Source organism: Algoriphagus sp. PAP.12 (genome assembly GCF_026652115.1).
Lineage (GTDB): Bacteria > Bacteroidota > Bacteroidia > Cytophagales > Cyclobacteriaceae > Algoriphagus.
The window spans coordinates 1-14779 of record NZ_JAPPSQ010000031.1 but is presented as its reverse complement, the minus strand read 5'-3'; the positions used below and the strand labels follow the sequence as shown (position 1 = coordinate 14779).

Below are 14779 nucleotides of genomic sequence, written 5' to 3'. Positions count from 1 at the left end.
TGGTTCAAGTATCAGTTTTCGAAATTAGAAAATTAACGGAAGTGTAATCCAGAATCCTTTGGATTTATCTTAATTTTAAGTCGATTGCTTTTCAAATGGATAAATTGACCCAACAAGAAACACTTCGATTGATCACATTAGATAGTCGGAAATCCGATAGAGGAAATTTGGTCTTTTGGGAAAACGCTAAACTATTTCCAAGTGGAATTCAGCGTTGTTTTTGGATTTCAGATGTACCCACAAATGTCTCTAGGGGAAGTCATGCTCATTGGCAAGAATCCCAGGTTTTGGTAGCTATTCATGGTGAAATAAAGGTGATGGTTCACCGACCAGGACAAGAAGTCCATACTTTCGTTTTGGACGAATCCGATACAGGGCTTTTTATCCCGCCTTTGCATTGGGTGGAGACTCAATTTGGAGAAAAAGCAGTTTTATTAGTTTTATCCGATCAGGCTTATTCTGAAGATGATTATATCCGAAACATAAAAGACTTTGAAAGTATTCAAGAAGGAAATCACTGATAATTTTTGGGTGGAACTCATCCCCGCTTCACCAGACAGGAAGGAATATTTACTTTATAATGAAACCCTTTCAGGTCAAGGGGACTATTGGGATATTAATATTTACAAAAGAGAAAAGCTGAAAGGAATCATTTCCTTTGCAGTCAAAGATGGCAAAGCCAATTCATTACCAAAAGCTCCATTTGGTGGGTTTTGGATGGAGGAACAGCTCCATTCCGAGGAGGCTGATTTTTTTCTTCAGTCCATGGAATACAAATTAAAATCAATAGGGGTGATTGAATTAAGTATTACCCAGGCACCAAAACCCTATCAAGCGTCCCAGGATTTATTTTCTTATCTGCTTTTCAAAAATGGGTATCAATGCCAAGAAGTTTTGGCCCATCAGTTTTATGTCGGCAAAAAGAAATTGAAGAAATTGACCCAAAATGATCAGCCGAAGGTTGCAAAAAAAGTCACTCAGAACAAACTTCAGATTACCTGTCATCCCGTTCAAAACTTCTCTTTCTTGGAAGAAATAAGACATTGGAATAGGAGCAGAGGGTATGAGATTAACTTGGATGAAAGTAGGTTGATTAATCAGGTTTCGGAATTCCCCGAGTGTTACCATTTGATTTCTATTTGGCAAAATGAAACGCCAGTGGCTCATACATTGGGGGTGAAATTGACCCCTAAAAGTCTTTATTATTTTCAATCTGCCATCGATCCAAAAGTCTCGATCAAAAACTTGGGAGAGGTTCTTTTGATGCGTCTGTTTCAGTTGGCGGTAGATTTAAAAGTGGATTTTGTCGATTTAGGGTCTTCCGATTTAGAAAAAGATGTAAATCATAGCCTGATGTTTTTTAAATCCAAGTTTTCCAATGATGTTTCAAATAAGCTAACTTGGAAGAAAGCTTTTTGAAATGATCGAGAAACCTCATGTCGGAATTATTTGTATTGCCTATAATCATGAAAAATGGGTAAAAGAAACTCTCGAAAGTGTATCTCTCCAAGACTATTACCATAAAGAATTTCTGATAGTCGATAATGGAAGTAAAGATCAAACCCGAAAGGAGATTCAGGAATGGCTTGGGCAGTTTACGGGCTTGTATTCAGTGAAAACTCGCTTTCTCGATAAGCCGAAACCATATTGTGAACTTTTCAATGAGTGCCTATCCGAGATGGATGTGGATTATGTTGTGGACTTGGCGGGAGATGATGTTTTATATCCAGACCATATTTCTAAATCTGTAGATATGCTGGTTAAGGATCCAAAAGCAGCCTTTGTGTTTTCTGATGCCTATATTTTAGAACCCAATGGAGAGATCAGGACTTTTTATAAGAGAAATGATTTTGGTGAAATAGCCGAAGAAATTGAATTGGGATTGATCTACGAGACTCTTTTGGAAAGAAGTTTTATATCTGCTCCAACTATGGTGTTCAATGCTGAGATTCTAAAAAAAGAAAGCGGTTACGATCCTGATTTGTATTATGAGGATTTCGATATTCAATTAAGACTGGCTAGAAAATACCCTGTCCTTTTCTCAGATCACGTAGGGGTCTTGAAAAGAATCCATGGGGATTCTATGTCATCAGGTCAATATCAGAGATATGAATCTAAAATGCTTCCCAGTACACTGAAGGTCTGTGAAAAGGCGCTACAGATGAATGAAAGTGAAAGAGAGACCAATGCGCTACAAAATAGGATTATGTATGAGTTGAAACATGCTCTCTGGTCGGCCAATTTTGGTGTAGCTGAGGGATTTATTCATTTGGGAATCCAATGTGGTCTGAAATCACTCAAATTTAAGCTATACAAGCTTTGGGCTAAATGGAAGGTGGATGTTTCGTGGCTATATGTTCGGATCACCTGAAGTTTATCCCACTGATACTTCAATCAGTTCCTTGTCTTTGAAATACTTCTGTCCAATCGCTAAAACATCATCTGCTTGGAAATTTTTCAAATAATCCAGTTTTTCTTCATAGAAGCTCAGGTCCAATCCAGAATAATGGACAGCTCTGAATCGATCCATTAAATCGAAAGAGGAACTAAACCTAGAAAGCATCTGTCCGATTTGGTAATTTTTGACTATTTCTAACTCGTCTTGAGAAATGGGAACAGTGAATAATTGATGAACTTCATGATAGATCTCGCGAATCACCTCCTGTTTAAAATCTTTTTGAACATCCGCAGAAATTAACCAGTAATTCGAGTCTCCAATTTCCGCTAGACTGGAATATATTCCATAGGTATGACCTTTGTCTTCCCGGATATTCTTGATTAATCGAGAACCGAAATAACCACCGAGAATAGTATTGAAAACAGTTAAAGCAATGTAATCTGGGTGGTTTTTTGGAATTGAAAAGGTTCCAAGTCTCAAACTACTTTGAACAGAGTTTGGTCGGTTTTCCTCTATTTTTAAAGTGCTAGCAGGTTCAGGGATTAGAACAGATTCAGCAAGTTGTCTATTGGGAATTTTCTCCAAAAAGGCAGTTAAACTTTTCCATTCTTCGCTATCAAAATTACCCGTTACAAATATTTCCAAATCTTGCCAAAGCATGTTTTTGGAATAAAACTCCATTTGGTCTTTTGTAATTTCATCCACATGGTGAAAGTCCACTTCAATACCATAGGGGTGAGTTTTTCCAAAAAGAGCCTGTCTAAATAATTGTCCGGCTCTGGAGGCAGTTTTTTCTCTTTCCAGTTGAATGCTGAGCTTTCTCTGGGATTTTCTTTTTGCTAGAATGTCTTCTGGGAAAGTCGGGGTATGGATGATCTCCAATAATAGTGGAAGTATCTCGAATATATGATTTTTGGTACTCAAAAGACTCAGTCCCTCAAATCCGAAAGAAACGACAGGAGAGATTTCACTTGCATGAAAATCCAGAAAATTGGCAATGTCTTCACTGCTTTTGTCTGCACAACCTTCCAGCATCATTTGAAGTGTTAATGAAGGGAGTAGGGTTTGGGAAAGTGGAAGAATGGCTCTTTGGCCTTTTCCTGTTATTTCGATTTTTACCGCATCAAGATTGGGGGTAGGCATGAAATAAAGTGAGGCTCCTGATTGAAGGGTAAACTTTTCAGGTTGAACCAATTGGAAATCCTCCGGAATCTGAAACTCCGGTGCTTGACTTCTGTCCAAAGACATAGTTTAATTGCTTGGAATGGTGTACATCAGCGTAAACCTCAAGGTCTCTGCTAATGGATTGTTTTGTGTTTGTGGAACTAGGTAGGAAAAGTCAAAACCTATTTTCTCAAGGTCAAATCCTACTCCCATGGTGAAATATTTTCTTCCACCTTTGTTTTTGTTTTCGTAGAAATAACCGGTTCTCAAAGCGAATTTGTCATTGTAGACATACTCAGCTCCAAAAGAAACCATCACTTCTTGAAGTTCTTCAGAAAAGCCATCAGGAGCGTCTGCAAATGAACCAAACATACCTGAGATTAGAGGACGGTTAGGATCTTTTCCTCTAGATATGATAAGATTCCCATCCTCATCAGTTGCCAAAGTTCCGTCAGGGTTGGTTTGATATACAGGAGGAGTTGGTACCAAAAGCTTATTGAAGTCTAAGGCGAAAGTCAATTCATTGAGTTCATTCAACTCTATGGAATAGGCAGTTCCGATTCGAAGATTGGTGGGGATATAATCCAAGTCATCCGCGCTATTGTAGGTGATCTTCGGTCCGATGTTGGAGATGTTCACCCCCCAAGACCAAGTACCTTCTTTGTTCCCAGCTAAAATTGGCTTATTATAATACAGGCCGACATCAGTTCCTACGCTGATACCTGGTCTACTTTCACTTCCTCCTACGGAAGAAATTGCGCCAGAAAGATTGGAATGAATAAAACGTGCAGAAATACCCAGACCCAAGTAGCTGGATAGCTTTCTGGAATAGGTTGCTCCGATTGCAATGTCTCTAGGATTGAATTCTCCCAACTCATTTCCTCTACCATCAGTCAATTGGATGTCACCCATATTGAAGTAGCGCATATCAAATCCGAAGGCTGAATTTTCGTCAATTTTGAAGAAACCAGTCAGGTAACTGAGGGACATGTCATTGACCAATTTTCCCAGCCAAGGCGAATAGGAAAGAGAAAAGCCCATTTGATCATCGACAAAAGCCAATTTCCCACTATTCCAATGTGCTGAGTTTGCATCAGGAGTAGTGGCAACGCCGACATCGCCCATAGCTGAATGTCTGGAGTCAGGAGCAAAATTAAGGAAAGGTACAGCCGTCGTGATCACTCTTCGGTCAGGGTCCTGACCAGAAACAACCACTGAGTTCTGTGCCAATGCCGAAGAGCCCATTAGGGTCATGGCCCCCAAAAGTAATCCGAACTCCTTCTTTATGGCTTTTATTTTCATTCAATGACAATTTTTCCACTTGCGGAATCTGATGTTCCGTCTTTTTCAGAGTGAAGCGTTAATTTGTAAATATAAGTTCCTTTTGCTGGATATTTAGTTTGGTTTTGCAAAAAAATCCATACCAAATCCGTAATAATTTCATTGGCCTCAACTAAACGATAAGAATCATTATTTAGTATTTGACCGTTTAAATTTATTATTTCAATTGACAAATTTAAGGTTTCGTTTGGTCTATTATGTTTGATTTCAAATTGACTTGAAACTGAAGCTGGGTTTGGATAAACAATGTGGTTTAGAATTTGAATCTGGGTGCTTCCTTCTACTTGAATCTCAAATTGAAAGATACTTTGATTCCCTGCTAAATCCGTTGCTTGAATTTCAAGAAAATTAATCCCTTCATTTAAATCGTCAATATTCAGCAGGACTTCTCCCTGCCTAAAGTCACCGTCTAGGTTTGAAAACTTTGCGTTTAATATAATGGTTTTAGCACCATTTATTGTGATTTGAAGGTTTTTTTCCGGGTCAATTCCAGATATATCTATTCCTGAGGAGTCCGTAAGGTTGATCAAAATTGAAACTGATCTGGAAGGGAAGACCCAAGGAGCTTTTTTCTCATTTACATTAACCTCGATTATCGGGCCCTCGGTATCAATTGGATTTTGACCAGAAATTCTTCCCAATTGAATTTCTTCCTCACCAAGTGCTTCCTGATTTGTTCTTGGATCAGAGGCGAATAGCTTTATGTTTCCTGTCTGAACTTCTTCATCAATTCCTGGGATTTTTAGTATTCCTTGAAATTTGCCATTGATAACTTCCCCTTTCATTCTTACCAGATTGTCTTTTTCCAAAGAGTACTCAATAGGGCTGCTTTCATCTCCCAGCGTTTTCTGACTTTGATTTGGGACCTTGATTTCGAGCGTGTATTCTCCTTCAAATCCAGATTCTAAGCTCATGGATGAATTGATAATTTGACCTTCAAAATATACTTCCTCCAAAGCAGGGATTGTTTCCAATTCATTTCCATCTTTATCTTTAAAAGAGCTGAGTTGTATCTTAAACTCCGGTCTAGACAATCTCATGCTCGGATCACCCAAGAGACTGAAATTTCTATTTAATGCGCCATTCAAACTGTTGTTTTTGGTTTTTTTGAAAATCGTACCTAAATCCTGATACTGTCCATTTTCAGATTGTAAAACTGATTGAATAAAAGCTTGATTTAAAGTGAAATTTACTGAACTGAATACAGGTCTCCCCGTCGTAAGAAGCCCTATTGCTCCTTTATTTTTGGCGATCAATAGTTCCTCAGCTGCCGAACGAAGAAAAGGGCTGTCATGCCTTCCAAATTCACAGGTTGCCGTGATCCAAAGCGCTAATTGATCAAATTCAGGCCAGTTTGGAATATCTTCAACTCTGAAAATTTCTTCTTCCGTCAGGGTGGTTTCATTTCCATGCCCGATGTAGTTGATGAAAAGCGTACCTTCTTTTAAAGTGGTTAAAAGCTCTGATTTGGCTTCTGGTGAACTTTGGGAGTTCCCATTAGACACTTGAGGAAATTGATCCAGGTAAATTTTATTCTGGTCAAATTCAGGGTAGGTAGAAGAAAGATAATCTGACAGCTTTTCTGAGTCCCTCAGATGGATATTGCTATCTCCATCATCAGCCATCCAGGTGAGATTCTTTTTCCAATCACCAAGTAAAGGGTTGGATTCGTAGGAGATGATTTTATTGACCACTAAAGCTGCTTCCTGAACAGTGATCACAGGAAGTCTGCCTATCCCAATTTGCAGAAATTCGTCACCTTCTTTGGATTCTTCCCAATTCCCTTGTCCGATTTCCAGAAGTCCATAAAAATCATCAGAGCTGTAAGTAGTTAAAGGATTCAAACTGATTCTGCTTGTGTAGATTGGGATTAAATTGGGACGACCTCCCAGTTTGTTTTTATGATCAAAGGTGCCCTTACCTAGCATAAGGACATTTTTTAAAGTTTTTCCCTTTTGAAAATGCCAAGCTAGAAAATTCCGTATTGCGACAACGTCTCGGTTGCCATAACCAAATGCATCATAAATTTCCTGAAGCTTGATGACATCTGCCTGTATTCCTTGAGTGAGTTTGTGCACTCTCAATTTTTCTGCTTCAGAAATAAATAACTCTGGACTTATGATTAGTAATTCTGGCCAAGAAGATTGCTCCCTTAATTCTAAGCTGACTTCTGATATATTTTCAAAACTAAGTGCCTGATCTGGGTTAAATGCGACTATTTTTTTTCCAGTAATTCCTTTTTCAATAGAAAAATCAAAAGCTTCAGGTTGGAAGAAGTCTGTGACATTCCAATACTCCAAATCCGAGCTGTTGGTCAAAACAGGAGATTCAGAAAGGTTGAAATAGATGCCTTGGTCCAAGTTTTCGGTCGATGTGGGGACACCCAAAGCGATGAAATCATAATAGCCATTTCCATTCGGATCTGAACTGGTATAACTCAGTTCAATTGTTTGAATGGAGTTTTGACTTGAAGAAAAGTCCGATGCGAACCTTATTACTTCACCTTTTAGTCCGTAACTGGAATTTGGGATTGCAGGAATGGTGGATTGAAAAATTTCATTTCCGTTTTCTAAAAGTCTGATCGAGCTTTCATTGATGCTTTGCCCCATCAAGGTTCCAAAGATTTTCCATGGAGCACTTATGTCAGAAGATTTTCTAAAAGGAATTGATCGTAATGAACCGCTATAAATGGGGCTTGAATACCAATTTCTTCCAGAATTCAAGATGTTGATTTCTTCCCCTTTGACAGCGGACCATTCGTAAACCAATGTGTTTTCTTGGCTTGAAGCAACACTTTCTTTGGGATTAACCCGTAAGGGTTTTTCCTTGATCCCGATTAAATAAGAAAGAGTATCGCGATAAATGTGGTGAGAATATTCAAATTCTTCTTTCCACTGAAAAGAATGGGCTCCTGATAGGAAAACAAACAGTTCTCCATTTTTCAACTGGGTTGGAATTTCTTGAAGCTCAAGCGAGTTTTCGGATATCAATTGAGGAAGAGAACCTGGATAGCCAAAAAAAGCAATATTTTCCAAGTTGGTAAATCCAAAATCCGAAAGGGTTTCAGAGTCTATCTTGTATACTCCTTCTTCGGTAATTTGAACTTTTAGATAACTGGATTGGGCAAAAGAGTTTTCAAGGGAAAGTAATCCCAAAAGAAAGATCACATAGACTTTTACCCAGTGAGCTCTCATGAGGTTCCAATTGCATTTTCCAATAGGGAAAGAATCAAGTAGGATACGATGATAAGAGGTATTCCTCCGATTCCAAAAATCAAAAGTAAAATAGCTCCAAGGCCGAGTAATGAGTATCTGAATAGGTTGTCTGAGAGTTTAAAGCTTTTGAATTTCAAAGCAATCAGGGGGATTTCACTCACCAAAAGAATAGAGAAAATCCAAGAAAGAACCATCCAGCTCCAAGGATTTTGTAAAACTCCGTCCAAAAAATTCCATTTCTCACCCAGGAAAGGCAGTGTGCTGAAAAACAGCGCGTTGGCAGGAGTAGGTAAGCCAATGAATCTGTCAGATTGTCTTGTATCAATATTGAATTTTGCCAATCGGTAGGCCGATAAGATGGGGATAATCAAAGTCAGGTAAGGAAGCCATTTCAAATCAGTCAGCTGTCGGCAAGTTTCAAATGCTATGAAACCGGGTAAGACTCCAAATGAAACCATATCAGCTAAGGAGTCTAATTGTTTTCCTAATTCTCCTGAAACTTTTAATATTCTGGCGACAAAACCATCAAAAAAATCAAAAACGGCTGAGAGAACAATGAAGAAAGCGCCTGATTGGATGTTTCCATTCAAAACAAAACTGATCCCAATCACACCAGATAGGAGGTTGAGCAGTGTAAGGCTATTCGGGATTTGTGACTTAATACTCAAAAGGATGCATTTTTGCCAACAAATGGATTGTGGATTTTTTCAAACTCAATAGTGGTTTCAGGACCATGCCCAGGATAAACGATAGTTTGATCCGGAAGGCTAAAAAGTTCCGATTTTATTTTTTTTAGCAGTTGTTCATGGTTTCCTCCAGGAAGGTCAGTTCTTCCAATACTTCCTCTGAATAAAGTGTCTCCGGCAATGCAGGTGTTGGTTCCTTCGTGATGAAATACTACATGACCCGGTGAATGGCCTGGGACAAACAAGATTTTCAATTCTTCACTACCAATTTCAATATCATGACCTTCACTCAGGTATCCATCTGGCTCAATGGCTTCATATAGAGAGAATCCATAGTTGGGGGCATAGACCTGAACTGAATTTAAGACAGCGACTTCATTCTGATGGATTAAGAATGGAATACCATAAGTTCGCTTTACCCATGCATTACCCAATACATGATCTATATGACAATGTGTATTAAGAAGCAATAGAGGTTTTAGACCTTCTTCTTCAATAAAGTTGTTCAACTCTTGTCTTTCATGCTTTTCATAGCATCCTGGATCAATGATGGCAGCATTTCCTTTGTCATCATAGGCGACATAGGTGTTTTCCTGAAAAGGATTGAAGGTGAAGGACTTAATTTTCAACATTGTTTTTGTCTTTCCAATAGAAACAAATTAAGGAATAAAACCTTTATTTTGATCTATGGAAACAGATTTTTTGCTCATCGGGCAGGGACTGGCTGGTACAGCTTTAGGTTATAGATTGAAAAAATCCGGGTTTAGAATTCAGATTTATGACCAGGCTGAATCAAATCAATCCAGTAGGGTAGCTGCAGGTTTATTTAATCCAGTGACTGGCAGGAAAATGGTCAAGACTTGGAATGCAGATCAGATATTTCCCGAGATTATTCCTTTTTATAAAGAGTTGGAAAATCTGTGTGAGGAAAAATTTCTGCATCAACAGTCGATTTATAGGCCATTTATTTCCATCGAAGAGCAAAATGAATGGATGGGAAATAGTGCAGATGATTCCTTTTCGGATTATTTGGAAGAAATAGTTCAAGAAAGCCAGTCTGAATTTTTAAACGATCCATTTGGCGGGGTAAAGCTTAAAAATTGCGGATGGTTGGATATCGTGACCATGCTTGATGGAATGAGAAAGTTCTTCGGAGAAGATCTGAAAAAAGAGTGGTTGAATTTAGAGAAGTTGAAATTTGAGGACGAGTTTTGGAATTATGAAGGACTTAAAGCCAAAAATTTGATATTTTGTAATGGAGTAGCAGCACATCAATCAAGCTATTTTGATTTTCTCCCTTTTGCCCCTGTGAAGGGAGAAATTTTGGAAGTGAAACAAGACTTTTCTCCGGATTATATTGTCAATCGGGGAGTGTTTCGAGTTCATTTAGGAGATTCAGTTCATCGAGTTGGTTCTACCTATACTTGGCATGATTTAGATCATGGACCTACGGAAAGAGCAAAAAATGAATTAACTGAGCGATTGGCGGGGCTTGTGAATCAGCCGATTGAGGCATATGTATCACATAAGGTTGGAATACGTCCTGCTACTAAGGATAGAAAACCATTTTTGGGAAAACATCCTGATAAGCAAAACGTTTACATATTCGATGGTTTTGGAGCCAAAGGCGTTTCTCTGATTCCATATTATAGCAAAATCATGGTGCAGTATCTAGTAGAATCTACAAGCATTCCACAGGAGGTAGATATCGCTAGGTATTTTAATTATATTTAGACAAAACCACCGTTAAGAATGCATTTAAAGTTGACTCGATTTGTTCTTTTTTTAGGTTTCTGGCTGATTGCTGGAGGGGCTTTCGCCCAATTTGACCAGGAGCGGTTCGGTAAAAACAGGGTTCAACACAAGGAGTTTGAATGGTATTTCTACTCTTCAAATAATTTTGAGGTGTATTACTACGACCGTGGAGGGGCTAATGCCAAGATGGCAATTGAGTACCTGGAATCGGAATTTAATAGATTGACCCAGATGATAGGTTATGTTGCCTATACGAAACCTAAAATTTATATCTACAATTCTCCGGAGGAACTTTTGCAAAGTAATCTCAATCTCAATAAGGAGACTTTTAGTGAGGAGGGTCAAACCAATTTTAGCCGATTGATAGCTGAGGTAGCCTTCAAAGGGGAAATGGATTTGTTCAAAGAAGATCTGATTTATGGGACTTCAAAGGTGATAATTCAAGAAATGCTTTATGGTGCTTCCGTTGCAGATGCATTTCAATCTAATTTAATGAATGGATTCCCAGAATGGTATGTTGATGGGATTGCTTTATATCTGGCCAAAGGTTGGAGTAGAGAAATGGATGACTATATACGCCACTATTTAGCTGAGGAGGAAAACCCGAAAATTTTAAAGCTTAAATCTTTAGAGGCTGCTTTAGTCGGACAATCTGTTTGGAATTATATCGCAGAAAGATATGGTAGAAGGTATATTTCCAGTATTCTAAATCTTTCGCGGATTAATAGGAATGAAGAAAATAGTATTGCCAATACAGTTGGGTTGAATTATAAAACTTTTACCGACGATTGGAAAAAATACTATTTGACAATCAATCAGCAGGTCACTCAAAACTTCAAAAATATTGATAGAGAAAATGCTATAGCTGAAACCTCCAGCCGTGTAATTGGTGTGATCAATGATATTAAATTTAGTCCAGACGGGCTGAATCTAGCCTATGTAATTAATAATGGAGGAAAATTTAAAGTTCAAATCAGAGAAGTAAGTACTGGAAATGAGAGGACTTTGATGCAAGGAGGGTCAGTTTATGAAGATCAAAATCCAAATTTCCGAGCACCCGTAATTGCATGGAGGGATTCTGCTAATTTGGCGATTGCCTCCTTCAAAAGAGGAATTACAACTTTAAGATTGCGTTCAATTGACGGCAGTAATCAGGATAAAATATTTTTGAGAAATATTACTGAAATTCTAAGTATTGATTTCAACAGTACAGGTAAGAACATGGTTTTATCTGCTATTTCTAATGGGAAAACCGATATCTATACGTTGAATACAAGGGGCTCGGGAAGAAGGTTGACAAACGATGAATTTGATGATCTTACCCCGATGTTTTTAAATGATTCTACCATCATATATTCTACCAATTTTACCGATGAGCCGGATTCAACTTTGAATCAAGAGAGTCTTGAGAAATTTCAGGATAGTTACAATCTGTTCTTGATTGAAAATAGAGATACACTTCGAATTTCAAGGTTGACAAATGCATCGAGTAAAAACATTAGACCTAGAAAGGTTAATTCCAATTCAGTAATTTATTTAAGTGATCTGAGTGGTATCAATAATTTGATGAGAATGACTATAGGCAGTCAGGTAACGAGTCAAATTTCCGGATATAACTTGAGTTTGGAATCTTTCGATGTGAATTCAAGAATGAATAAAATTGCTTTTTCTGTAAGAGATGGAAAGGAAAGCTTTTTGGTTTTGCAAAATTATAGCGGATCGGATCAATTCACTCCAAGTACTCCAAGAGTGCAATTGGAGCAAGCCAAAAGTTTGAATGAAAGAATTGCTGCCCGAAGAGTAATGGAAGAGGCCCAAAAAGAACTTGTGGAAAGAAAGAGTGAGCCGTTACCAGCCCAAAAATCCGTGGAGGAGAGTCAGGTTCAGATAGATACTTCTGCAAATAACAAAACAACTTCCATAAATCTGGACAGATTGAAGTTCCAGAATAGAAATGGAATCAATACTGAAAATTATACTTTCGACACGCTTCCTAGTACTGTTCCTAATCGCCAACAAGTTTCTACTTCGGGTCAGGAAAATAAAATTAATTTGCTCGAAAGTTTTAGAAGGCAAGGACTTCAAAAAAGAGTTGTTGGGCCAAGAAGAATGGAGCCCCAGTTCTTTACCAATAATATCAATACTAGATTTATTGTAGATCCTTTGCGTGGATTTGGAATTAGCCTTCAAGGAAAGATGACTGACCTTTTGGACAACCATTCATTTCAGGGAGGTGTGACCACAGCATTGGATTTTAGATCTGGAGGAGATTTGTATTTTGAATATGAATACCTGCCGGGAAGATTGGATTTCAGAGGAAGATTTGATCGAAGAACAATTCGAATTTCAGAAGGTGATATTACTTTCCAAAAGTACGTTTTGACAAAAGTTGAGGCAGGAATTTCTTATCCTTTTAATGTAAATACTAGATTTACAGTAGCCCCATTCATTGCTAAATCTCAGTATTTCAACTTGAATCCGGATTCATTGATTATGGGACAAGTTCCAGAAGAGAATCGATTCGATGTGAATTATGGCGGTGCAAAAGCTGAATTGGTTTTCGACAAGACTCGTAACATCGGTTTATATTCTCAAACTGGGTTCAAAGGAAAGGTTGGATTTGTCCATTTTCAAGGTTTGAATCATAGGGAAAGAAGTTTTAGTAATTTCTATTTGGATTTGAGAAACTATCAAGTAATTCATAAGAATATTGTTATAGCTTCCAAATTGTATGCGGGGTCTTTCTTTGGTAAAAATCCACAGACTTATTTAGTTGGAGGCATGGATAATTGGTTATTTAATGAATTCTATAATCCACCATCAAATAGGCCAGAATCTTCTCCTGTGAGGAATCCGACAGGTGTTGAAAACTCCAACATCTTATTTGCGGATTTCATGGACTTGAGAGGCTATGATTATGATGAGATCAGAGGGAATAATGTAATAACTTTCACTACTGAATTGAGAATTCCGATCTTCTCCTATTTAACCCGGGGAAATATCACTTCCAATTTCATCCGAAATTTCCAATTGGTAGGATTTTATGATATTGGATCTGCATGGGATGAATCAGCACCTTGGGAGCGTGTCAATGACCAAAACACGGAAGTGATAAATACTGAAGGTTCACCATTTACCATTGTTTTAAATAATTTCAATAATCCTTGGCTTCAAAGTTATGGTGCAGGATTGAGGACAGTTTTGCTTAATTACTATGTGAAATTTGATGTAGCTCGACCAATTAGAAATTATGAGGCGGAAGATTTGAAGTTCTATGTAACTTTGGGCTATAATTTCTAAAAAAACAAAGCATGATTAAATCAATGACCGGCTTCGGAAATGCCGGATGGGAAAATGAGGAGTTTATGATTCACGTAGAAGTGAAGACTCTTAACTCCAAATTTTTGGATTTATCAATTCGCAGTCCAAGACAATTTTCAGATAAAGAATTAGAAATAAGAAATCTTGTCCAATCAATTTTGGAAAGAGGCAAGGTGAGTCTATCCGTTGAGTTTTTGGCAAAGAAATCTTCTGATATTCCTGTGACTATCAATGAGGAGTTGTTTCAGGCGTATTATGGTAAGTTTACTGCTTTGGCAAAGCAAGTGGGAGATAGTTCCTCAGAGCTATTTAAATTGGCTTTACAAGCTCCATCGGTAATTACCAATACAAATACTGAGCAGGGAGATACAGAGGCTGAGTGGGAATTGGTGAAAAAAGTAATTACCGAGGCAGTTAATAAATGCAATGATTTCAGGGTAGACGAAGGGAAGGTTCTGGAGGATAAATTGTTGGAAAACATAGAAACCATAGCCGGTGGATTGGAAAGTGTAAAAACTGACGAAGGTGGTAGAAAAGAAAGAATTCAGTCTAGAATCAAGAATCATTTTCAAGAGTGGTTGGATGAAAATTCTTTTGATGCCAATCGTTTTGAGCAAGAATTAATCTATTATTTCGAGAAATTGGATATCACGGAAGAGATTGTTCGCTTAGATACTCACTTGAAATATTTCAAAAAATGTTTGGCAGAAGAAACCAACCAAGGGAAAAAATTGGGCTTCATCAGTCAGGAAATCGGAAGAGAAATCAACACTATCGGATCAAAAGCTAATGATGCAGGTATCCAAAGGCATGTGATACTCATGAAAGATGAACTTGAAAAAATCAAGGAACAATCGATGAATGTTCTATAAATAACAAAAGGGGCCTAGCCCCCTTTT

Annotated in this window: 11 protein-coding genes; 6 read left to right on the top strand and 5 right to left on the bottom strand. The window is 37.9% G+C overall.

The window, feature by feature from the left end; genetic code table 11:
- The first annotated feature begins 95 nt into the window (after positions 1 to 95).
- From O0V13_RS20485 to O0V13_RS20475, 3 genes are read left to right on the top strand one after another with little or no spacing between them, the layout of a single operon-like run.
- Entirely contained in the window at positions 96 to 521 is a 426-nt protein-coding gene (locus tag O0V13_RS20485) for a sugar 3,4-ketoisomerase (protein ID WP_268036888.1), read from the top strand.
- Entirely contained in the window at positions 493 to 1419 is a 927-nt protein-coding gene (locus tag O0V13_RS20480; RefSeq protein ID WP_268036887.1) for a hypothetical protein, read from the top strand. The genes O0V13_RS20485 and O0V13_RS20480 overlap by 29 nt, the downstream gene beginning before the upstream one ends.
- 1 nt (position 1420) lies before the next feature.
- Positions 1421 to 2371 carry a glycosyltransferase family A protein gene (locus tag O0V13_RS20475; protein WP_268036886.1) on the top strand — a complete coding sequence of 317 codons (951 nt, stop codon included), beginning with the start codon at positions 1421 to 1423 and terminating at the stop codon, positions 2369 to 2371.
- 3 nt (positions 2372 to 2374) lie between these two features.
- Here the strand turns inward: O0V13_RS20475 and O0V13_RS20470 are convergent, their stop codons facing one another.
- The 5 genes from O0V13_RS20470 to O0V13_RS20450 are packed head-to-tail and all read right to left on the bottom strand — an operon-like array spanning position 2375 to position 9436.
- Positions 2375 to 3646: a M16 family metallopeptidase gene (locus O0V13_RS20470; RefSeq protein WP_268036885.1), complete on the bottom strand. Its 1272-nt coding sequence runs from the start codon at positions 3644 to 3646 to the stop codon at positions 2375 to 2377.
- Between the two features lie 3 nt (positions 3647 to 3649).
- Complete coding sequence (gene porV, locus O0V13_RS20465) at positions 3650 to 4864, bottom strand: type IX secretion system outer membrane channel protein PorV (RefSeq protein WP_442780941.1); 1215 nt, start codon at positions 4862 to 4864, stop codon at positions 3650 to 3652.
- Positions 4861 to 8097 carry a type IX secretion system sortase PorU gene (porU, locus tag O0V13_RS20460; RefSeq protein ID WP_268036884.1) on the bottom strand — a complete coding sequence of 1079 codons (3237 nt, stop codon included), beginning with the start codon at positions 8095 to 8097 and terminating at the stop codon, positions 4861 to 4863. The genes porV and porU overlap by 4 nt, the downstream gene beginning before the upstream one ends.
- Complete coding sequence (pssA, locus tag O0V13_RS20455) at positions 8094 to 8786, bottom strand: CDP-diacylglycerol--serine O-phosphatidyltransferase (protein ID WP_268036883.1); 693 nt, start codon at positions 8784 to 8786, stop codon at positions 8094 to 8096. Before pssA ends, porU begins: the two co-directional genes overlap by 4 nt.
- Complete coding sequence (locus O0V13_RS20450; protein ID WP_268036882.1) at positions 8783 to 9436, bottom strand: MBL fold metallo-hydrolase; 654 nt, start codon at positions 9434 to 9436, stop codon at positions 8783 to 8785. Before O0V13_RS20450 ends, pssA begins: the two co-directional genes overlap by 4 nt.
- Before the next feature lie 55 nt (positions 9437 to 9491).
- On the opposite strand from O0V13_RS20450, the gene O0V13_RS20445 reads away from it, so the two are divergent.
- Genes O0V13_RS20445 through O0V13_RS20435 form a run of 3 tightly spaced genes read left to right on the top strand, consistent with a single transcriptional unit; the run spans position 9492 to position 14752 of the window.
- Complete coding sequence (locus tag O0V13_RS20445) at positions 9492 to 10538, top strand: NAD(P)/FAD-dependent oxidoreductase (protein ID WP_268036881.1); 1047 nt, start codon at positions 9492 to 9494, stop codon at positions 10536 to 10538.
- An 18-nt stretch (positions 10539 to 10556) separates the two neighbouring features.
- A complete protein-coding gene (locus O0V13_RS20440) occupies positions 10557 to 13859 on the top strand; it encodes a biopolymer transporter Tol (RefSeq protein WP_268036880.1) in 3303 nt (1100 codons plus the stop codon).
- Between the two features lie 11 nt (positions 13860 to 13870).
- On the top strand, positions 13871 to 14752 hold the full coding sequence (locus tag O0V13_RS20435) for a YicC/YloC family endoribonuclease (protein ID WP_268036879.1): 882 nt from the start codon (positions 13871 to 13873) through the stop codon (positions 14750 to 14752).
- Positions 14753 to 14779 lie beyond the last annotated feature (27 nt).